The sequence below is a fragment of the Amycolatopsis sp. cmx-8-4 genome, assembly GCF_046548675.1.
Taxonomy (GTDB): Bacteria; Actinomycetota; Actinomycetes; order Mycobacteriales; family Pseudonocardiaceae; genus Amycolatopsis.
On record NZ_JAEBDZ010000048.1, the window covers coordinates 1 to 18,694 of the forward strand.

18 protein-coding genes are annotated in these 18,694 nt (G+C 72.2%); 11 read left to right on the top strand and 7 right to left on the bottom strand.

Translation table 11 applies throughout. From position 1 onward, the window contains the following. The first annotated feature begins 321 nt into the window (after positions 1-321). On the top strand, positions 322-2,025 hold the full coding sequence (locus ACLJQZ_RS45945; protein ID WP_410627785.1) for a YibE/F family protein: 1,704 nt from the start codon (positions 322-324) through the stop codon (positions 2,023-2,025). 72 nt (positions 2,026-2,097) lie between these two features. Next, the gene (locus tag ACLJQZ_RS45950; RefSeq protein ID WP_326950021.1) at positions 2,098-2,343 is read left to right on the top strand and encodes a hypothetical protein; all 246 of its coding nucleotides are present in this window, start codon (positions 2,098-2,100) and stop codon (positions 2,341-2,343) included. Here the strand turns inward: ACLJQZ_RS45950 and ACLJQZ_RS45955 are convergent. Both ACLJQZ_RS45955 and ACLJQZ_RS45960 read right to left on the bottom strand, forming a co-directional pair. Continuing rightward, the gene (locus ACLJQZ_RS45955; protein ID WP_247064347.1) at positions 2,315-2,956 is read right to left on the bottom strand and encodes a hypothetical protein; all 642 of its coding nucleotides are present in this window, start codon (positions 2,954-2,956) and stop codon (positions 2,315-2,317) included. The two genes, ACLJQZ_RS45950 and ACLJQZ_RS45955, sit on opposite strands and share 29 nt — an antisense overlap. 2 nt (positions 2,957-2,958) lie before the next feature. Then, entirely contained in the window at positions 2,959-3,531 is a 573-nt protein-coding gene (locus ACLJQZ_RS45960; RefSeq protein WP_410627850.1) for an MBL fold metallo-hydrolase, read from the bottom strand. A gap of 148 nt (positions 3,532-3,679) precedes the next feature. Here ACLJQZ_RS45960 and ACLJQZ_RS45965 point away from each other — a divergent pair, with 148 nt between their 5' ends. The 7 genes from ACLJQZ_RS45965 (at position 3,680) to ACLJQZ_RS45995 (ending at position 11,011) form a co-directional block, all read left to right on the top strand. After that, positions 3,680-4,555, top strand: a complete 876-nt coding sequence (locus ACLJQZ_RS45965) for a peptidylprolyl isomerase (RefSeq protein WP_410627787.1) — start codon at positions 3,680-3,682, stop codon at positions 4,553-4,555. Beyond that, positions 4,555-5,334, top strand: a complete 780-nt coding sequence (locus ACLJQZ_RS45970; RefSeq protein WP_410627789.1) for an aminotransferase class IV family protein — start codon at positions 4,555-4,557, stop codon at positions 5,332-5,334. The genes ACLJQZ_RS45965 and ACLJQZ_RS45970 overlap by 1 nt, the downstream gene beginning before the upstream one ends. Positions 5,335-5,408: 74 nt before the next feature. Then, positions 5,409-6,287 (top strand): LysM peptidoglycan-binding domain-containing protein, encoded by an 879-nt coding sequence (locus tag ACLJQZ_RS45975; protein ID WP_410627791.1) that lies wholly within the window; start codon positions 5,409-5,411, stop codon positions 6,285-6,287. A gap of 99 nt (positions 6,288-6,386) precedes the next feature. Next, entirely contained in the window at positions 6,387-6,935 is a 549-nt protein-coding gene (locus tag ACLJQZ_RS45980) for a hypothetical protein (protein ID WP_410627793.1), read from the top strand. 129 nt (positions 6,936-7,064) lie between these two features. Then, positions 7,065-8,201 carry a glycoside hydrolase family 105 protein gene (locus ACLJQZ_RS45985; protein ID WP_410627795.1) on the top strand — a complete coding sequence of 379 codons (1,137 nt, stop codon included), beginning with the start codon at positions 7,065-7,067 and terminating at the stop codon, positions 8,199-8,201. After that, on the top strand, positions 8,198-10,816 hold the full coding sequence (locus ACLJQZ_RS45990; protein WP_410627797.1) for a glycoside hydrolase family 97 catalytic domain-containing protein: 2,619 nt from the start codon (positions 8,198-8,200) through the stop codon (positions 10,814-10,816). Before ACLJQZ_RS45985 ends, ACLJQZ_RS45990 begins: the two co-directional genes overlap by 4 nt. A gap of 27 nt (positions 10,817-10,843) precedes the next feature. After that, positions 10,844-11,011, top strand: a complete 168-nt coding sequence (locus tag ACLJQZ_RS45995; protein WP_410627798.1) for a hypothetical protein — start codon at positions 10,844-10,846, stop codon at positions 11,009-11,011. On the opposite strand, the gene ACLJQZ_RS46000 is transcribed toward ACLJQZ_RS45995, so the two are convergent. After that, positions 10,998-11,777 (bottom strand): enoyl-CoA hydratase/isomerase family protein, encoded by a 780-nt coding sequence (locus tag ACLJQZ_RS46000; RefSeq protein ID WP_410627800.1) that lies wholly within the window; start codon positions 11,775-11,777, stop codon positions 10,998-11,000. The two genes, ACLJQZ_RS45995 and ACLJQZ_RS46000, sit on opposite strands and share 14 nt — an antisense overlap. Before the next feature lie 73 nt (positions 11,778-11,850). Here ACLJQZ_RS46000 and ACLJQZ_RS46005 point away from each other — a divergent pair, with 73 nt between their 5' ends. After that, on the top strand, positions 11,851-12,636 hold the full coding sequence (locus ACLJQZ_RS46005) for an alpha/beta fold hydrolase (RefSeq protein WP_410627802.1): 786 nt from the start codon (positions 11,851-11,853) through the stop codon (positions 12,634-12,636). Between the two features lie 8 nt (positions 12,637-12,644). Here ACLJQZ_RS46005 and ACLJQZ_RS46010 read toward each other — a convergent pair whose 3' ends face one another. From ACLJQZ_RS46010 to ACLJQZ_RS46020, 3 genes are read right to left on the bottom strand one after another with little or no spacing between them, the layout of a single operon-like run. Then, on the bottom strand, positions 12,645-12,986 hold the full coding sequence (locus tag ACLJQZ_RS46010; RefSeq protein ID WP_410627803.1) for a hypothetical protein: 342 nt from the start codon (positions 12,984-12,986) through the stop codon (positions 12,645-12,647). Continuing rightward, the gene (locus ACLJQZ_RS46015) at positions 12,986-14,662 is read right to left on the bottom strand and encodes a hypothetical protein (protein WP_410627805.1); all 1,677 of its coding nucleotides are present in this window, start codon (positions 14,660-14,662) and stop codon (positions 12,986-12,988) included. The genes ACLJQZ_RS46010 and ACLJQZ_RS46015 overlap by 1 nt, the downstream gene beginning before the upstream one ends. A 30-nt stretch (positions 14,663-14,692) precedes the next feature. After that, positions 14,693-15,355 carry a hypothetical protein gene (locus ACLJQZ_RS46020; RefSeq protein ID WP_410627807.1) on the bottom strand — a complete coding sequence of 221 codons (663 nt, stop codon included), beginning with the start codon at positions 15,353-15,355 and terminating at the stop codon, positions 14,693-14,695. 246 nt (positions 15,356-15,601) lie between these two features. Between ACLJQZ_RS46020 and ACLJQZ_RS46025 the strand changes: the two genes are divergently transcribed. Next, complete coding sequence (locus tag ACLJQZ_RS46025; RefSeq protein ID WP_410627809.1) at positions 15,602-15,958, top strand: hypothetical protein; 357 nt, start codon at positions 15,602-15,604, stop codon at positions 15,956-15,958. 265 nt (positions 15,959-16,223) lie between these two features. Here the strand turns inward: ACLJQZ_RS46025 and ACLJQZ_RS46030 are convergent, their stop codons facing one another. Then, positions 16,224-18,578 (bottom strand): RelA/SpoT family protein, encoded by a 2,355-nt coding sequence (locus ACLJQZ_RS46030; RefSeq protein WP_410627811.1) that lies wholly within the window; start codon positions 18,576-18,578, stop codon positions 16,224-16,226. Positions 18,579-18,694: the final 116 nt, after the last annotated feature.

Below are 18,694 nucleotides of genomic sequence, written 5' to 3' on the forward strand. Positions count from 1 at the left end.
GCCGCCGCAGCGGCCTGCTCCGGCGACTGCTCCCGCGCCGGCTTGGACTCACGCTTACGTGGACTCACAAGGTCCGATGTCATCACTCACAGTGCCCATCCCGCCGGACCTTGGCCCGGCGTGTCGGGCCGGAAACACCGATCTTGGAACAGTCCCCCGGATCGCGCGGGCGGGGCGGTCGGCGCTCGTGATCGAAGGGTCGGCACGCGTGATCAGCAGGTCGACACGCGTGATTGAGGGGTCGACACGGCAGATCCGGACGAACCGGGCCGTCGGCGGCCCGTTGCGTGGGCCGGGGGCTCCCGCTGTCAGGATGTGCGCGTGGACCGCCCCGACCTCGACGACGAAACCGGCCCGATTCGCCGGGTCACCGACGAGGTGCCCGTTTCCCCGGCCCGCGGAACGCCCGGAACGCCGGGCACGCCCCGGAAACCGGCCCGCCGGACGCCACCGGACGGAACGCCCGCGGCCCCGCGCCGACGCACCGACACCGGAGCCCAGCGGGTCCCCGGGAAGCCGACCGAGGCGGGAACCCAGCGGGTGCCCGGAAAGCCTGCCGACACCGGGTCCCAGCGAACCTCCGGGAACCTGACCGACACCGGTGCCCAACGAATCCCCCGCAGGTCGGCCGACACGGGAGCCCAGCGGGTTCCGGCGGCTCCGGCCGACGCAGACTCCCCGCGGGCTGCTGCGAAACGAGGCGACACGGGGCCCCATCGGGTCGCCGACGGCCGCGCGCGGCCCGCGAGTCGTGCCGCAGCAGCGAAACCCGGACCCGACGCCGGGCACGGCCATGGTCACGGGCACGGGCACGGGCCCGCCGCCCCGGCGTCACGCCGGGTCCGGCTGCTGCTGATCTGGATGCTCGCTCCCCTGGCTCTCGCCACCGTGGTCGGGATGCTCGTGCTGTACCCGTGGGGCAAGCCGTCGCCGACGAGCGTCGTTCCGCAGGGCACGCCCGTGAAAGCGTCCATCACGACCACCGCCACCGGGCCGTGCCTCGCTCAGGGCCAGGTCCAGGTCGGCGACCAGACGGACCCGAACGCGAAGCCGTGCCTGACCGTCGCGCTCACCATGACCGACGGGCCGGCCACCGGGAAACCGTTGCAGCTCACCGTGCCGATCGAGCCCAGCACCCCGCGGTTCGCCGCCGGTGACGCGGTCGTGCTCGCCTACAACGGCGGGAACGCGGCCGACCCCTCGAGCTTCCAGCTGGTCGACTTCCAGCGCGGCACCCCGCTGCTCGTGCTGGCCGCTCTGTTCGCCGTCGCCGTCCTGGTGCTCGGCCGCTGGCAGGGCCTCGCCGCGCTGGTCGCGCTCGGCCTGTCCTTCGCGGTGATCGCGCTGTTCATCCTGCCGGCCGTGCTCTCGGGCGAAAACCCGCTGCTGGTGGCGATCGTCGGCGCGGGCGCGATCATGTTCATCGCGCTGTACCTGACCCACGGGCTGACGGCGAGAACGTCCGCCGCCGTCCTCGGCACGCTCGTCAGCCTCGCGCTGATCGGCGTGCTCTCCGCGATCTTCTCGGCCGCGGCGTCGCTGACCGGGCTCGACGACAGCACCTCGACGCTCATCGGCTCGCTCGGCCACGGCATCGACGCACGCGGCCTGCTGCTCGCCGGCGTCGTGATCGGCGCCCTCGGCGTGCTCGACGACGTCACTGTCACCCAGACCAGCGCCGTCTGGGAGCTGCGCCGCGCCAACCCCGACCTGAGCTGGCGGGAGCTGTACAGCTCGGGCCTGCGGATCGGCCGCGACCACGTCGGCTCAGCGGTCAACACCCTGGTCATGGCCTACGCCGGCGCCGCGCTGCCGGTGCTGCTGTACTCGTCGATCTCCGGGGTCGGCCTGGGCGCGCTGCTCGGCAGCGAGGAGATCGCGCAGGAGATCATCCGGACCCTGGCGGGCAGCGTCGGCATCGTGGCGGCCGTCCCGGTGACGACGGTCCTGGCCGCGCTGATCGCCTCCCGCGAGCCCGCGACGTACCTCAGCAGCACCACGAAAGCCGTTCCGTCCCACCCGTAACACCGGCGAGCCCCGGGCGCGACAGCGGCGTCCGCACGCGGTAGGAAGGCGGTACCCGACCCGGGAGACGCCATGTCCGTGCTCGCCTGCCCCCGCCAGCTCGTGCGCGGGGTGTTGCGGCTGGTCACGGCCACCGTCCAGGCCGTCGAGTCGATCCCGCGCATCGCCACCGCCCTCGACGACGTCCGGGCGACGCTGCACCAGGTCGAACGCCTCACCGCATACATCGCGCAGGAGGTCCCGGAGCTCGTCTACCAGCTGGAACAGCTCCGTGAGCCGGACAGCGACGTCAGTCGAGAGTCGCCACGAACCGGCTGACGGCCTCCATCGTGAACCGCTGCACGTACTTGCCCGACGGCGCCACCGACGCCAGCCGGTAGAGCGGGCGGTCCGCGACGCCGCCGCCGCGGGCCTCGGCCTTCAGCTCGGAGACCAGCAGCTCCCCGAAGACGAGGCCGTTCGCCTCGGTGTTGTTCATCAGCGCGTTGGCCAGCTTTCGCAGCTGCAGGACGCCCAGCTCGCGCCCGCCCGTGCCGGAGAACACGGCGAGGTCGACCTTCGCCACCTGCCGCCGGTTGCCCGCGTTGACCAGCAGGCTGACCGTGCGGGTGCCGCGGACGTCGCCGATCACGAGGTCGAGGCGGGTCGCGGTGACGAGGTCGACGCGCCGCAGCCCCCACGTGCGCACGATCAGCGTCGAGCCCTCGAGCCAGACGCGGCGCCGGATGCTGACCGCCATCACGTAGGCCAGCGGCAGGGCGATCACAAGGGCGACGACCAGGCCGATCACCGTGCCGCCGATCAGCCCGGCGACCCCGCCGAACGCGGCGGCGACGATCACCACGCCGATCAGCCCGGAAATCCCCCGGCGACGGCGTCCGCGCGCGTCCTCCTCGAACAGCGGCAGCCGTTCCGGCGTCTCTTCCGCCATGCTCACGCCCCCGTCCCGGCGAGGAACGGGTTGCCGGCGCGTTCCCGCCCGATCGTCGTCGCCGGGCCGTGGCCCGGCAGCACCACCGTGTCGTCCGGGAAGCCCGCCAGCAGGTCCCGCAGCGACGCCTCGACGTCCCCGCGGCCGACCGACCCGGCGAACAGCGTGTCGCCGGTCAGGGCGAGCCGGCCGCCCTCGGCCGTCTCCAGCGCGAGGACGACCGAACCCGGCGTGTGCCCCGGCGCGGGCCGGACGTCGACGTCGAGCCCGGCGAGGCGGTGCGTGCCCGCCTCCAGCGGCAGGCTCTCGCCGTCGTAGAGCGAGGCGTCGGCGGGGTGCAGGTGCAGCGGGACACCGTGGGCGGCCGACAGCGACGCGGCCGAAGCCACGTGGTCGGGGTGGCCGTGGGTGGCGACGAGCGCCGCGGGGACCAGCCGGTGCCCGGCGAGCGCGGCGGCCAGCGGCGCGGCCACCTCCTGCCCCGGATCCACGACCAGACACGGCCCGCCGGCGGCCTCCGCCAGCAGGTAGCAGTTGGCCTGCAGCGGGCCGCTGCCGAAGCCGACGACGAGCACCGAACGCCTCCCGGACATCCGCGCCGGATGGCGCCGATCACGATCAGGTTGAGACTAGCGGGCCCTGTACATGGTCCTCACAGGCTGTGCCCATACACTGCCGCTACCTCAGACGTGTGACACGAGCGGAAACCTGGGAGGGTACGGGGTGGCGACCAACCAGCAGCGCCGCGAAGCTGCGAAGCGCAAGCTCGAGAGGCAACTCGAGCGCCGATTGGAGCAGCAGAAGCGACGCAGGAGAATCGGCGCTGGTGTCGTCGGCGTAGCTGTTCTCGTCGTCGCGGGCGTGGTGGTGTGGATCGTGAGCGCCAACGGCGGTGACAGCACCGCCGATCCGGCCGCGTCGTCCTCGGCCGCCCCGCCTCCGACCGAAGTCAAGATCCCGACGCAGCGCGCGGCGACACCGAAGCGGACGACGGCGCTGCCGAACCCGACGACGTGCGACTTCAAAGCGGACACGACGGGCAAGACGCCGAAGAAGGTGAACCTGCCCGACGGCAAGAACGTCCCGTCGACCGGCACGGTGAACGTGACGCTGAAGAGCACGGCGGGCGACATCCCGCTGACGCTCGACCGGGCGCTCGCGCCCTGCGCGGTGCAGAGCTTCATCAGCCTCGCGAAGCAGAACTTCTACAACGACACCATGTGCCACCGGCTCGGCACCGAGGGTCTGCAGATGCTGCAGTGCGGTGACCCCTCGGCCACCGGCGACCCGACGAACGACGGTCAGGGCGGCCCGGGCTACACGATGCCGGACGAGGCGTTCCCGGAGATCAAGTACGGCCGCGGCATCCTCGCGATGGCGAAGACGCAGGCCCCGAACTCCGGCGGCAGCCAGTTCTTCATGGTCTACGGCGACGCCGAGGGCCTGCCGGCCGACTACTCGGTGTTCGGCAGCATCAGCGACGACGGCCTGAAGGTGCTGGACGCGGTGGCCAAGGCCGGCATCGCGAACCCGAACCCGCAGGACGGCACGGGTGCGCCGACCAAGCAGGTGAAGTTCACGGGCGTCACCGTCCAGTAGTGCCGCACCGCATCGAGCTGAACGGGGACCCGCTCGGCCCGGGCGCCTTCGTCGCGGGAATGACCTCCTACGGTCATTTCACCGCGATGCAGGTCCGGGACGGGCGGGTCCGCGGTCTTTCCCGCCACCTGGCCCGGCTGACCTCGAGCACCCGCCTGCTGTTCGGCGCGGAGCTCGACACGGATCTGGTGCGCTCCTACGTCCGGCGGGCGATCGCGGACGAAGCCGCGCTGTCCGTGCGGGTCATGGTGCTCACGCGGTCCTTCGACGAGCTGCTGCGGCCGGAGATCCTGGTCCGGACGCTGCCGCCGCACCCGGTCGACCCGGCGCCGTTGCGCCTGGGGACGGTGCGGTACGAGCGGGACCTGCCGCAGGTCAAGCACCTCGGTACGTTCGGCCTCATCTACCACGCCCGCCAGGCCGAACTGGCGGGCTACGACGACGCGCTGTTCGTCGACCACCAGGGCCGGATCAGCGAGGCGTCCATCTGGAACGCGGGCTTCCTGGCCGGCGACACGGTCGTCTGGCCGGACGCGGCCGTGCTGCCGGGGATCACGATGCTCGTGCAGCGGGAAGCGCTGGCACGGCTCGGCGTCCCGCAGGAGACGCGCGAGGTCCGGCCCGCCGACCTGCCCGGGTTCGACGCGATGTTCGTCACCAACTCCGAGACCCCGGGCCGCCCGGTCGCCTCCGTCGACGACTTCGTGCTGCCGCCCGCGGACCGCGCCGTGCGGCTCCTCGCCGAGGCCTACGAAACCGTGCCCTGGGACGAAATCTGAACCACGCCACCACCCGCCCCGTGTAGAGGGGAACACCGGGGCCGTTTGTGCCACCGGGGAGAGGGTGGGCGACGATGGCCGAAAACCGGGTTCCCGTGGTGCGCCGCGTCCTCGGGCGTACCGGCCAGGCCGCCTGCGCCGGTGCCCTGTTCGCGGTGCTGGCCGGTGGGCCCGCGCTGGCCCAGTCCGCGCCGCCGCCCCCGCCGTCGGTGAAGTACTTCGTCGTCCCCCACGCCGAAAATCCGGACGACATCACGCTGTTCACGATCGCCGAACAGGCTTTGGGCGACGGGAACCGGTTCCAGGAGATCTTCACGCTCAACCGAGGCCGGCCACGCCCCGACGGCACGCCGTTCGACGACCCCACGGCGATCGAGCCGGGCCAGGTCCTCCTGCTGCCCGACGACGCCCGCGACCCCGCGGTGAAGTTCGGGCCGCTCCCGGCCACCCCGGTGGCCGCCCCGCCCGCCCGGGCGGCGGCGCCCCAGCCGGCCGAACCGGGGCTGGGGACCGGGCTCGCGTCCGCGGTCAGCGGTACCGGCGGACTGCTCACCGGGCTGATCGCCGGGCTCTGGTGGCGACGGCGGCCGCGGGTCGTCCCGCCGGCGCCGTTCGAGCCGGCCGAGGCTCCCGAGTCGTTCGAACCGTTCGAGCGGTTCGAACCGCGCTGGCCCGAGCCGGACGATGACGACGACGGGTCCGGCTCCGTCAGCGGCACGCTCCCGATCCCCGTGGTCGTCCCACTGCCGCGGCCGGACCAGTCGTCCGACCGGCTGCCGGTGGTGCTGCGGCAGGAGCCGATCACCGCCGAGCACTCGATCATCTTCTTCGACACGGCCGATACCCAGGTGATCGCCGCGATCCGGCCCGGCTCGCAGTTCCGGTTCCGGCTGGGCCCCGCCCGCGAGCCGGACGGCGCCACCGTGCTCGTCGTGGACGACGAAAGCGAGTGACGCCGGCGCGTGCGTACGGGCCGGGTCACTCTGCGCTGAACGGATCAACCGGCGCCGGAACACTGGCCATCGGCCCGCCGGGCCCGCGATAGTCGTCTGATGACCTGGGATCCCTTCGGCACGCTGCGGAAGGCGCTGTGGATCGGCGGCGCCCCGTGGACCGGGAAGTCCACCGTCGCCCGGCTGCTCGCCGAGCGGCACGGCCTGACGACCTACCACCACGACCACCGGACCCGGCCCGCCCCGGGCGGCGACGTCTCCGCCGGCGAGCGGCTGATGACCGAGGTGCGGCACGGGTTCGACTGCGCGCTGGCCGATCTGCGGGTGCTGACGTCGCCGCGGCCGATCGTCGCCGAGGGCTGGGGGCTGCGCCCGGAGCTGGTCGCGCCGCTGGTGGACTCGCCGGGCCGGATGGTCGTGCTCGTGCCGACCGAGCTGTTCCGCCAGCACCAGCTGCGGCACCGGCCGGAGGAGCCCGCGATCCCGGAGCAGCGCAGCGTGCTGACGCGGGACCGGATGCTCGCCGCGCAGGCCGTGCGGTCCGCGCGGGAGCTGGGCATCCGGGTCATCGAGATCGACGGCCGCATCGGTCCCGCCGGCGTCACCGACGTCGTCGCCGAGCATTTCCGCGGCTACCTGGACGCCTGACGATATTATTAGTCCCGCGTTGTCCGGCCGTTTCCCCCCGCGGGCGGTTGACCGGCTCCGGAACGGTCGCGCAAGATCGATGACCGACACCGCCGCCGCTCTTTCCGCGCAGCAAAGGGGCTGGGTTCTTTGGCGTTCCGGAAAACACTTCGCGTCGTCCTCGCCGCCGTTCTCGGACTGACCCTGCTCGGGCAACCCGCCGAAGCCGCGCCACCCGACTGGTCGCGCGCCGTCGCCGATTCCACGATCGCCGCGCACCCCGCCGCGTCGCTGGGGCTCGGCTACACCGACGCCCTGTTCCTGCTCGGCCTGTACCGCGTTTACCAGCGCACGCACGACGTCCGGTACCTGACCTACCTCGAAACCTGGGGTGCGGCGAAGGTGAAACCGGACGGCGGCACCGGCAACCCGTACAACGACCTGGACAGCATGCTGGCGGGCAACGTCTTCCTCGTGCTGGCCGCCGAAACGGGCGACGCGCGCTACTCGCTGGCCGCGCGGCGGATCCACGACCGGCTGGCGACGTACCCGCGGACCACCGACGGCGGATTCATTCACAACACGGGATTGACCGGGCAGCTGTGGGCCGACGGCGCATTCATGCTCGACCCATTCCTGGCCCGGTACGGAAAGGCCGTCGGCGACGCCGCGAGCACCGCTGAATCGGCCGAACAACTCGTCACCTATTTCACTCATCTGCGGCATCCGAGCGAATTGCTGTACCACGCGTACGACGAGCGCCGGAAGCAGAGCTGGGCCGATCCGGTGACCGGGTTGTCCCCGGACGTGTGGTGCCGCGCGGTCGGCTGGTTCGGCGCGGCCACGGTCGACGTCCTCGACGCGCTGCCCGCGGCGGCCCCGCAGCGCGGCGCCCTCGTCGGGATCGTCCAGTACCTGGCCCGCGGGTTCCGGAAGTGGCAGGACCCGGCGACCGGCCGGTGGTTCCAGCTGACCGTCAAGCCCACCGCCGCCGACAACTGGACCGAGACGTCGTGCTCCAGCCTGTACACCTACACGCTGTCCCGCGCGGTGCAGCGCGGGTACGTCGGCCCGGAGTACCGGCCGGTGATCGCCCGCGGGTACGCCGGTGTGCTCGCGAAGGTCTCCCAGGCCGCCGACGGGACCACGGCCATCACGGACATCAGCGTCGGGACCAACGTCGGCAACGGCCGCTACTACCTCGACCGGCCGCGCGCCACCAACGACTTCCACGGCCTCGGCGCGTTCCTCTACCTCAACGAGCAGCTGGCCGGGGCCGGGCGATGAGGCGCGCCGCCGCGGGCCTGGTCCTGGCCGTGACGGCTACCCTGGTCACCACGATGCCCGCCGACGCCGCCGACCGCTGGACGGTCAGCCTGACCGGTGCGGTGACCGCCGCGGTCGCCCGCGCCGGCGACGGCGGGCTGACCTTCGCGGCCACCCGGGGCGCCACCGCGGTGCTGGCGCCCGCGCCGCTGGGCGTCCGGACGAAGTCCGCCGACCTGACCCGCGACCTGCGGTTCGTGCGCCGCACCGACCGGATCGTCGACGAGCGCTACACGATGACGACCGGCAAGCAGCTGCGCCGGCACGCCCGGGCGGCGGAGACGACGTTGTCCTTCGCCGGCACGGGCGAAACCCGGCTCGACGTCGTCGTGCGCGCGGCCGCCGACGGCGTCGCCTACCGGTACGTGCTGCCCGGCAGCGGGCCGGTGACGATCACCGGCGAGGCGTCGTCGTTCACCCTGCCCGCGGCCGCGCCCGCCTGGCTGCTGCCCTACTCCCCCAACTACGAGAACGTCCGCGTCGAAACCACCGCGAGCACCGCGAAGGCGGGCGACTACGGCTTCCCGTCGCTGTTCGACACCGGCGACGGGAGCTACACGCTGCTCACGGAGTCCGATGTGGACGGTCGGTATTCCGGCGCCCGGCTGACGCACGCGGCGGGCAGCGCGAACTACACGATCAAGCTGGCCGACGCCTCGGTCACCGCCACCGGGCCCTTCGCGACGCCGTGGCGGGTCGCGATCACCGGCGACCTCGCGACGGTCACCGCGTCCACGTTGGTCGACGACCTGGCGCCGCCGTCGAAGCTCGCCGACACGTCGTGGATCCGGCCGGGCAAGGTCGCCTGGTCGTGGCTGTCCGAACACGACAGTCCGAGCGATCCCGTGCGGCAGAAGCAGTACGCGGACTTCGCCGCCCGCAACGGCTGGCCGTACCTGCTCATCGACGAGGGCTGGGACGCGTCCTGGGTCCCGGACGTCGTGCGGTACGCGCGGGCTCGCGGCGTCGAGGTGATCCTGTGGTTCCGCTGGACCACCCTCGACACGGCGGCCGAGCGCGCGAAGTGGCTCCCGCTGGTCAAGTCGTGGGGCGCGGCCGGGATCAAGGTCGACTTCATGGACTCCGACACCCAGGCGCGGTTCCGGTTCTACGACGACATCGCGGCGGCCACCGCGCAGCAACGGCTGATGATCAACTTCCACGGCGCGACCATCCCCCGCGGCCTGCAGCGCACCTGGCCGCACGTGATGAGCTTCGAGGCCGTGCGCGGCGCCGAGCAGTTCAAGACGCGGGCCGCGTCCAACACGATGTTCCCCTTCACCCGCAACGTGGTCGGCAGCATGGACTACACGCCGACGGCGTTCGTCGTGGCCGATCGGGACACCACGGACGCGCACGAGGTGGCGACGTTCTTCGTCTACGAGTCCGGCTGGCAGCACGGCGCGGACAAGCCGGAGAACTACGAGGCCCGCCCCGAAGCCCTGCACACCCTCGACCAGCTGCCGACGGTGTGGGACGAGACGCGGCTGCTGTCCGGCCGCCCCGGCCAGGAGGCGGTGTTCGCCAAGCGCTCCGGCGACCGCTGGTTCGTCGGCGGCATCGAGGCGGGCCCGGCCAAGACCGTCGACGCGCCGCTGGACTTCCTCGGCCACGGGCGCTGGCTCGCCGACACCCTGCGCGACGGCCCGGCCGGCCTGCTGCGCGAGAAGTCGGCGGTCACCGCGGGCGGCCGGCTGAGCGTGCCGGTCGCGAAGAACGGCGGGTTCGTCACGGTCCTCTGCCCCGCGTGGCCGGGCCGCACGACCTGCGACGAGGAGATCCGGCAGGTGCCGGCGACCAGCCTGAGCGTCACCCCGGCGACGGCGGAGGCGCACCCCGGCACGAGCGTCGAGGTCAAGGCCACCTTCCGGCTGCCCGCGGGTGCTCCGCTGCTCGACGTCGAACTCGGGCCCGTCGCCCCGGCGGGCTGGACGGTGACCGGACGTCCGGTCTTCCGGCCGGTGCTGTTCGCCGGGCAACCCGTGTCCGGCACCTGGCGGTTCACGGCGACTGCCGCGGCCGCCCCGGGCACGACCGACCTGCCGGTCGCGGCCACCTACCGCTTCCGCGGCCAGGCCGTCCACGTCGAGGGCGCGACCAGCGTGTTCGTCCCGCCGCCGGTACCGACCGGATCGGCGCAGGTCAGCGCGCTGCCGTTCCTGGCGTCGTCGAACGGCTGGGGCCCGGTGGAGCGGGACCAGTCCAACGGAGACACCGCCGAAGGCGACGGCCACCCGCTGACCATCGGCGGCACGGTCTACGCGCACGGCCTCGGCACGAACGCGCCCAGCTCCGTGACGGTGTGGCTCGGCGGCGCGTGCACGGCGTTCTCGGCGGTCACCGGCGTCGACGACGAGGTGAAAGCGCCCGCCTCGGTCGCGTTCCGCGTCCTCGGCGACGACGGCCAGCCGCTGGCCGAGACCCCGGTGCTGCGCCCGGCCGACGGCGCCCACCCGCTGACCGCCGACGTCACCGGCGTCCGGCGCCTGACCCTGCAGGTCACCGACGGCGGCGACGACAAGGACTCCGACCACGGCGACTGGGCGGACGCGAAGCTCACCTGCGCGGCACCGTGACGGTGGCCTTCGTGACCGGCATGTCCGGTGTCGGGAAGTCGACAACCCGAGCCGACCCGGCGGCGGTGGCGCGAAGACCGGATCGACGCGCTGCTCGCGGGCCACGTTCGGGAAGACCGCCGCGTGGAGATCGACACCCGCGGGCCGGTCCACCAGGTCGCGGACCGGCTCGCGGCGCTGCTCAGCGGAAGGTGAAGTTCGGCGGGCGCCGGTCCAGGAAGGCCGCGACGCCCTCCGCGTAGTCCTCGCCGTGCAGCGCCTCGGACCGCAGCTCCTCGACCTCCGCGTCCGGGCTCTCCTGGCCGGCGACGATCTTCTCGATGATCCGGTTCATCCCGCGGACCGACGCCTGCGAGCGCGAGCACAGCGTCCGCACGAACTCCAGGGTCGAGGCTTCGAGCTCGTCGGCCGGGAAGACGTCGTTGAGCAGGCCGATCTCGCGCGCCCGGGCCGCCGTGATCAGCTCGCCGGAGAGCAGGAAGTACTTCGCGTGCGCCGGCCCGACCAGCGACACGAGCTGGCGGGTCGAGTCGAAGTGGTAGACGATGCCGAGCTTCGCCGGCGTGATGCCGAAGCGCGACCCCTCGGCGGCGAAGCGGAAGTCGCAGGCGACCGACACCTGGCAGCCGCCACCGATGCAGTTGCCCTGGATCATCGCGACCGACGGCTTCCGCATCGACGTCAGCGCGGCCACCGCGCCTTCGACGGCCTTGTCGTAGCTCGCCGCGCCCTCGGCGGTGGTGCGCAGCTCGCCGAACTCGCTGATGTCCGCGCCCGCCGAGAAGTGCTTGCCGCCACCCGCGAGCACGAGCACCTTGAGCGTGGCATCGGCCTCGACGTCGGCGACGACGTCCGGGATCGCCGACCACATGCCGTAGGTGATCGCGTTCATCTTCTCCGGCCGGGCGAAGGTCAGCCGCGCCACCTCGCCGTCGCGTGTGAAGTCGAATCCGTCGGTCATGCTCGGCACCCTAGCTTCTCGCCCTGAGCGAAACCCCGGGTGTGTGACGTGGTCGCGGCGCTAGCTTGGGCCCATGGCGACGATCGAGTTGAACGGGACGACGTTCGGGTACGACGAAGCGGGCGAGGGGCCCGCGGTCGTGCTGCTGCACGCGGCCATCGGCGACCGCCGGATGTGGGACGCCCAGTTCACCGCGTTCGCCGCCACGCACCGGGTGATCCGCTACGACCGCCGCGGCTTCGGCGAGTCCGCCGACGGCCTCGGCGAGTTCGCCCACCACGAGGACCTGCTGGCCCTGCTCGATGCCCGGGGGATCGAGCAGGCCGCGCTGGTCGGGGCGTCGATGGGCGGCGCGGTCTCGCTGGACACCGCGCTCGCCGCGCCGGAGCGGGTCACCCGGCTGGTCCTGCTGGGCTCCGGCCTCAGCGGGCACACCTGGCCGGACCACATGCAGGCCGACATCGCCGAGCTGACCCGCGACGTCGACCCGGCGGACGCGAAGGCCATGTCCGAGGCCAACGTCCGGTACCTGGTCGCGGGGCCCGCGCGCGAGGTGTCCGTGCTGCCGCCGGAGATGCTCGCGCGGGTCCGGGAGATGTGCGAGCAGGTGTACCAGCGCCTGTCGACCGCTCCACAGTGGACGGAGCGGGTCCCGGACACCCGGCACCGGCTGGCCGAGATCAGCACCCCGGCCCAGGTGGTGATCGGCCTGTCGGACGCGCTCGGGCTGATCGAGCTTTCCCAGCACATCGCGAAGTCCTTGCCGAACGCCGAGCTGGTGGAGATCCCCGACACCGGGCACCTCCCCATGCTCGAGCGCCCCGACGACGTCACCGCGTTGCTGCGGAAGGTGCTCTGAGACCCGGCTCAGGTGAAGATCTTCTGCACCTGGTCGGAGATCTTCGCCACCAGCTCGGAGAACTGCACCACTCCGCCCAGCAGGCCCTTGACCTTCTCCCAGCGGCTGCGCACCACGGCCGGTTCCGCGGCGTCGCCCGCGCGCAGGTCGGCCGCCAGGTCGTCCAGCGTGTCCTCCAGGACCTCCTGCTTGGCCAGCTCCTGGCCGCGCACGTCGGCGGCCAGCCGCTCGACCAGGCCGAGCAGCGCGGGCAGGGCGGTGTCCGCGCCACCGCCGTCGATCCCGGTCTGGGTGATCGGCCCGGAGTTGTCCCGGCCGATGCTGACCTTGTTCGTGATGCGGGGTTCCATCAGGCCTCCGTCCGGGCCAGGCGGCCGGGTGCGCGGGGCGGGCGCGGCCGCGGGCCGCGCTGCCCGGTCTGGGTGATCGGGGCGCGGTTGTCGCCGCCGATGGTGATGTCGTTGTTGATCACGACCGCCGCCTGCTCCTCGAACTTCGCCGTCGAGAACCCGGCGTCGCCGAGCAGGCCGCTGATCGCCGGCAGGAGCCGGCTTTCGATGATCTTCTCGTACCGCTCGATGTCGACGAGCTGGAAGTAGTCGGTGAACAGGTTGACCGACGCGAGCTCGCGCAGGGTGCTCGAGGCGCCGTAGCGGTCCGGGTCGAGGACGCCGGGCTCGCGCTTCGGCCGCCGGATCCAGGACGTGAGGTTCGCGATCCGGCCGGGCAGGCTCGCGGGCATCTCCAGCCACGCCAGGAAACCCTGACCGAGCGGACGCAGCGAGTCCGGCCGCATCTTGTCCACCACGCGGTACTCGGCCCGGATCGGCGGCAGCATGAACGGCGTCCACTCGACGTACAACGTCGTCTCGTCCACCGCGACGTGCAGGAACGTCGTGAGCACGAGATCCCGGTCCCAGGTCTCGACCTGGAAGCACAGGTAGTAGCGCGCCCACTCCTTCGGCTCCATCCGGAGCCGGTCGACGTCGGCCTCGGTGAGCCGGGTGTGCGGCGGGTACTCGATGTCGGGCAGGTACGCCGCGGCCTCCGGCTCGGCCAGGTGGTCGACGAGCTCGGCGGCCGGGGTGAACACCGCCTCGGTCACGGTCAGCCCGCCCAGCCGCTGATCCGGCGACAGCGAGCCCGACCGGCGGAGGTTCCCGATCGCCTCGCGGATCCCTTCGTACAGCGTTTCGGTGGTGAGCTCCCGGCGCGTCGCCGGATCACTCTCGTCGTCCTCCAGCCGCTCCAGCGGGATCGCCATCGACCAGGCGTCGCGCCGGAACCCGGCCCCCACGAACGGGTTGTAGCCGCGGTAGACCACCAGCGGCGCGCCGGGCACGCCGGCGAACTCGTCACCGCGCTGGTACCGGGCGAGCTGCTCGCGGAAGTCTTCGGTGAACAGCCCGGTGAGGCTGCCGCTGTCGGCCGCGGGGGCGGCGTGGCGCTTGAAGCGCGTCGTCAGCAGGTTCCACAGGGACCAGCGCTCGAGCGTGACGACCACGAGCACGACCAGCGCCAGCACGACGCCGATGACGGTCCGGGCGGTGTCGCCACCCGTCGACGACGGCTCGTAGTCGTCGTAGTAGTCGGAGGAGTACCGGCTCCCGGAACCGAAGATGTCACCGGCGTAGGGCAGCAGCACGGCCGCGGCCAGGACGGCGATGCCGAGGGCGATGACGACCTTCGGGTTGAACGACCGCTGGGCCCCGTACCCGGCCTTCCCCGCCCGCGCGACCACCAGGACGACCGACAGCACGATCCAGCCGTAGAGCAGCGGGTTGTCCCACGACAGCCCGATGACGATGGCCGTGAGCAGCACCAGCAGGCCGTCGTAGTTCTTCCGGCGGGCCCGCGCCCGCACCGCCTCCGTGAGCACGCGGCCCGCGTCGAGCCCCGTCGACGGCGGCACCGGGCGGGTGGGCTCGACGAGGAACTCGGTGATCGCCCGCGTGCTGTAGCCGGGGTCGAGGTAGGACGCCGCGCACAGGTAGCGCGTGGTGTCGTCGGCCGTACCTGGGGACATGCTGCTCCCTCGGGGTCTCCGGAAGTCGGGTCAGGGGGTCGAGTCGTCGAGCATCCGCTGGACCAGCTCGGCGGTCTCCGGCCAGGTCGCCTCGGGTCCGTGCGCGTAGACGTAGTATTCGATTCCGTTGCCGCGCCAGTAGAACGCGCGGACGTGGCGCCGGCCTTCGGGCGCGTCCCACGCGAACTCCCAGTCGACCGCGTCGTGCCCGCGCAGCGTCGTGGGCCGCAGGCCGTCGAGGGTGTACCCCGCGCGGCGGGCGATCTGCTGCTCGTACCGCTGGTGGTAGGTCAGGATGTCCGAGTCGTCCGACGGCGGCGCGCCGCCGAACTTGAGGATCCGGCGGTCGTCCGCCGGATCGGTCGCCTGGACGCTGCCCGGTTCCGGCAGCGTCTTCGTCGGCCAGCCACGCGGGACGACGGTCTCGAGCCCGGCCGGCCCGCTCACCCGGATCAGCGCGTCCGGCGCCGTTTCCGCGGTCGTCGGTGTTTCGGCGGGCGTCATCTCGGAACGCGGTGCGGTGACGGCGGTCGTGGTGTTCCCCAGCGCGAGGCCGGGCTCGACCGGCGGCCCCGGTTCCGGCGGCTGGTTCAGCACCACCCAGGTGGTGCCCACCAAGGCGCAGCCCACGAGGTTCGCCGCGAAGACGGCGGCCGCCAGCCCCTTCGAACCGAGCTGACCACGGACCGGCATTCCACCCTCCCCTTTCGGGCAGCCTCCCCGCCACCCGCAATTTGCAGACCGTAGCATGCACTCACAGAACGCGACACCGCATTTACGGGAGTGATCTTGTTCGAAGAGGATTCGCGGCGGATCGCCGAACTGGAACGGTTATTGACCAACGGTGAAGCGGATCCGGAAACCCGCCGGGAATTGGCGACGGTGCTTTATCGGCGCGCCGTGGAAGCGTGCAGCGTGACCCGCGACGGAACACCGGTGATGACGACCGGACGCCAGCGCGAGCTCTGCGCCGACGCCGGCCGGCGTGTCCTCGGCCTGGGCGTCGACGACGTCGAACTCCTGCAGCGAGCGCGTTCCCTGCTGGCCGCGGTCGACGAGGGCGGCCGCTGGGTCTGGCGGCCCGGACGGCTCGCCGTCGCGCTCCTGATCGCCGCGGCCCTCGCCGGCTGCGGGCTGGTGTGGTGGTCGATGGCCGCGGGCAGCCTGCTTCTCGCGGTCGCTTCGGCGACGGTGAGCAGCGCCCTGGCCGCCGCGGTGGTCCTGCGGTTCCGGAAACAGCGCTGGCGACTCGACGCGATGCGGTCCGGCCCCCTCATCCGGCGGCACGGTCTCTGATTCCGGGAATGGACCGGGACCGACATTCGACAATTTCTTCGCGCCCGGCCGAGTTGATTACGACAACAGCCTCGCGGTCAGCTCGCCCCGGCCGCGCCACGATGTCCGTTGTGGACAGTCCGGCCGGCACCTCGTGGCAGACGTCCCGCGGCCGAGGCACGGTCGATCGTCACGGCCGTTTCCCGTCGCTGTCCGAGATCAACCGGCTGGCGTGCAGTCCCGCCGGACCCGTCAACGCGCCTCAGCCGCGCGACACCAAGAGCCGCTAGGAAGCCGACGTCACGCGGTAGACGTCGTAGACGCCTTCCACGCCGCGGACCACCTTGAGGACGTGGCCCAAGTGCTTGGGGTCGCCCATCTCGAACGAGAAGCGGCTGACCGCGACCCGGTCGCGGGACGTCGTCACCGAGGCCGACAGGATGTTGACCTTCTCGTCGGCCAGTACCTTCGTCACGTCCGAGAGCAGGCGGTGCCGGTCGAGGGCCTCGACCTGGATGGCCACCAGGAACACCGACGACGCCGACGGCGCCCATTCGACCTCGACCAGCCGCTCGGGCTGGGACTGCAGGTCGCCGGCGTTGGTGCAGTCGGTGCGGTGCACCGAAACACCGCCGCCGCGGGTCACGAAGCCGAGGATCTCGTCGCCCGGGACCGGGGTGCAGCAGCGGGCCAGCTTCGCCCAGACGTCGCTCGCGCCCTTGACCACGACGCCGACGTCGTTGGAGCCGCGGCGCCGGGTGACGGTGGACGGCGTCGCGCGCTCGGCGAGCTCCTCCTCCGCCGCGTCGACACCGCCGATGAGCGCGACCAGGCGCTGCACGACGTGCTTGGCGCTGGTGTGGCCCTCCCCGACCGCCGCGTACAGCGACGAGATGTCGGCGTGGCGCAGCTCGGTGGCGATCGAGCCCATCGACTCCGCGGAGACCAGCCGCTGGATCGGCAGGCCGACCTTGCGGATCTCCTTGGTGATCGCTTCCTTGCCGCCTTCGATCGCCTCGTCGCGGCGTTCCTTGGCGAACCACTGCCGGATCTTCGCGCGCGCCTTCGGCGAACCCGCGAACTGCAGCCAGTCGCGGCTCGGGCCGGCACTCTCCGCCTTCGAGGTGAAGATCTCGACGACTTCGCCGTTTTCCAGCTTGCGTTCCAGCGCGACCAGGCGGCCGTTGACGCGGGCGCCGATGCAGCGGTGCCCGACCTCGGTGTGCACGGCGTAGGCGAAGTCGACCGGCGTCGACTCGACGGGCAGCGTGATCACGTCGCCCTTCGGCGTGAACACGAAGATCTCGCGCGCGGCCAGCTCGTAGCGCAGCGACTCGAGGAAGTCGCCCGGGTCCGCCGCTTCCCGCTGCCAGTCGAGGAGCTGGCGCATCCACGCCATCTCGTCGACGTCCACGGCGTTGCCGTTGTGCGTGCCCTTGGTTTCCTTGTACCGCCAGTGCGCGGCGATGCCGTACTCGGCGGTGCGGTGCATCTCGTAGGTGCGGATCTGCACCTCGAGGGGCTTGCCGTCCGGGCCGATCACCGTGGTGTGCAGCGACTGGTAGACGCTGAACCGCGGCTGAGCGATGTAGTCCTTGAAGCGCCCGGGCACCGGCTGCCACAGCGCGTGGACGACGCCCATCGCCGCGTAGCAGTCGCGGACGTCCTCGACCAGGATCCGCACGCCGACCAGGTCGTGGATGTCGTCCAGGTCGCGGCCGCGGACGATCATCTTCTGGTGGATCGAGTAGTAGTGCTTCGGCCGGCCCTCGACCTTCGCGGTGATCCGCGACGACACGAGGTTGCTGGTCAGGTCGGTGATGACCGAGCGCAGGTAGATGTCGCGCGAGGGCGCCCGGTCGGCGACCAGGCGCACGATCTCGTCGTACTTCTTCGGCTGCAGGATGGCGAACGCGAGGTCCTCCAGCTCCCACTTCACCGTGGCCATGCCGAGGCGGTGGGCCAGCGGGGCGAGGACCTCAAGGGTCTCGCGCGCCTTGCGGGCCTGCTTCTCCGGCGGCAGGAAGCGCATCGTGCGCATGTTGTGCAGCCGGTCGGCGAGCTTGATGACCAGCACCCGGGGGTCCTTGGCCATCGCGATGACCATCTTGCGGATGGTCTCGGCCTCGGCGGACGTGCCGAGCTTGACCTTGTCCAGCTTCGTGACGCCGTCGACCAGCTCGGCGACCTTCTCGCCGAAGTCGGCCTTCAGGCTCTCGACGGCGTAGCCGGTGTCCTCGACCGTGTCGTGCAGCAGGGCCGCGACCAGCGTCGTGGTGTCCATGCCCAGCTCGGCGAGGATCGTGGCGACGGCCAGGGGGTGCGTGATGTACGGGTCGCCGGACTTGCGCCGCTGGCTCCGGTGCAGTTCCTCGGCGACGTCGTAGGCGCGCTGCAGCAGCCCGAGGTCGCCGTTGGGGTGCAGCTCGCGGTGGATGACCGCGAGGGGTTCCAGGACCTGCTTGACCGGGGCGGCGCGCTGGGCGGTGATCCGCCGGGCGAGGCGGGCGCGCACTCGCCGGGTGGCGGACGGGTTCGGGGCCGCGCCGTTCGGCTTCGGCGACGCGGGCTGTGCCGCCGCCTGTCCGTTCTGCGGGGCGCCCTCTTGAGCGGGCACCGCGGCGTCGAGCTCCTGGCTCACCCGCACCTCCTGCTGCTCGTGCGGCCTTCGAACCCCCAGGGTAGCCGCTCGGTCCCACGACCCCGCCGGGTGCGCCCATTGAGGGTGATCACAACGCCCTGACCAGGGAGTTCCGC

Excerpts from the sequence above, each read along its gene's own strand:
- ACLJQZ_RS45950 (WP_326950021.1), top strand. The coding sequence starts at position 2,098 with ATGTCCGTGCTCGCCTGCCCCCGCCAGCTCGTGCGCGGGGTGTTGCGG.
- ACLJQZ_RS45955 (WP_247064347.1), bottom strand. The coding sequence starts at position 2,956 with ATGGCGGAAGAGACGCCGGAACGGCTGCCGCTGTTCGAGGAGGACGCG.
- ACLJQZ_RS45975 (WP_410627791.1), top strand. The coding sequence starts at position 5,409 with ATGGCCGAAAACCGGGTTCCCGTGGTGCGCCGCGTCCTCGGGCGTACC.
- ACLJQZ_RS45980 (WP_410627793.1), top strand. The coding sequence starts at position 6,387 with ATGACCTGGGATCCCTTCGGCACGCTGCGGAAGGCGCTGTGGATCGGC.
- ACLJQZ_RS45990 (WP_410627797.1), top strand. The coding sequence starts at position 8,198 with ATGAGGCGCGCCGCCGCGGGCCTGGTCCTGGCCGTGACGGCTACCCTG.
- ACLJQZ_RS46000 (WP_410627800.1), bottom strand. The coding sequence starts at position 11,777 with ATGACCGACGGATTCGACTTCACACGCGACGGCGAGGTGGCGCGGCTG.
- ACLJQZ_RS46005 (WP_410627802.1), top strand. The coding sequence starts at position 11,851 with ATGGCGACGATCGAGTTGAACGGGACGACGTTCGGGTACGACGAAGCG.
- ACLJQZ_RS46010 (WP_410627803.1), bottom strand. The coding sequence starts at position 12,986 with ATGGAACCCCGCATCACGAACAAGGTCAGCATCGGCCGGGACAACTCC.
- ACLJQZ_RS46015 (WP_410627805.1), bottom strand. The coding sequence starts at position 14,662 with ATGTCCCCAGGTACGGCCGACGACACCACGCGCTACCTGTGCGCGGCG.
- ACLJQZ_RS46020 (WP_410627807.1), bottom strand. The coding sequence starts at position 15,355 with ATGCCGGTCCGTGGTCAGCTCGGTTCGAAGGGGCTGGCGGCCGCCGTC.
- ACLJQZ_RS46025 (WP_410627809.1), top strand. The coding sequence starts at position 15,602 with ATGACGACCGGACGCCAGCGCGAGCTCTGCGCCGACGCCGGCCGGCGT.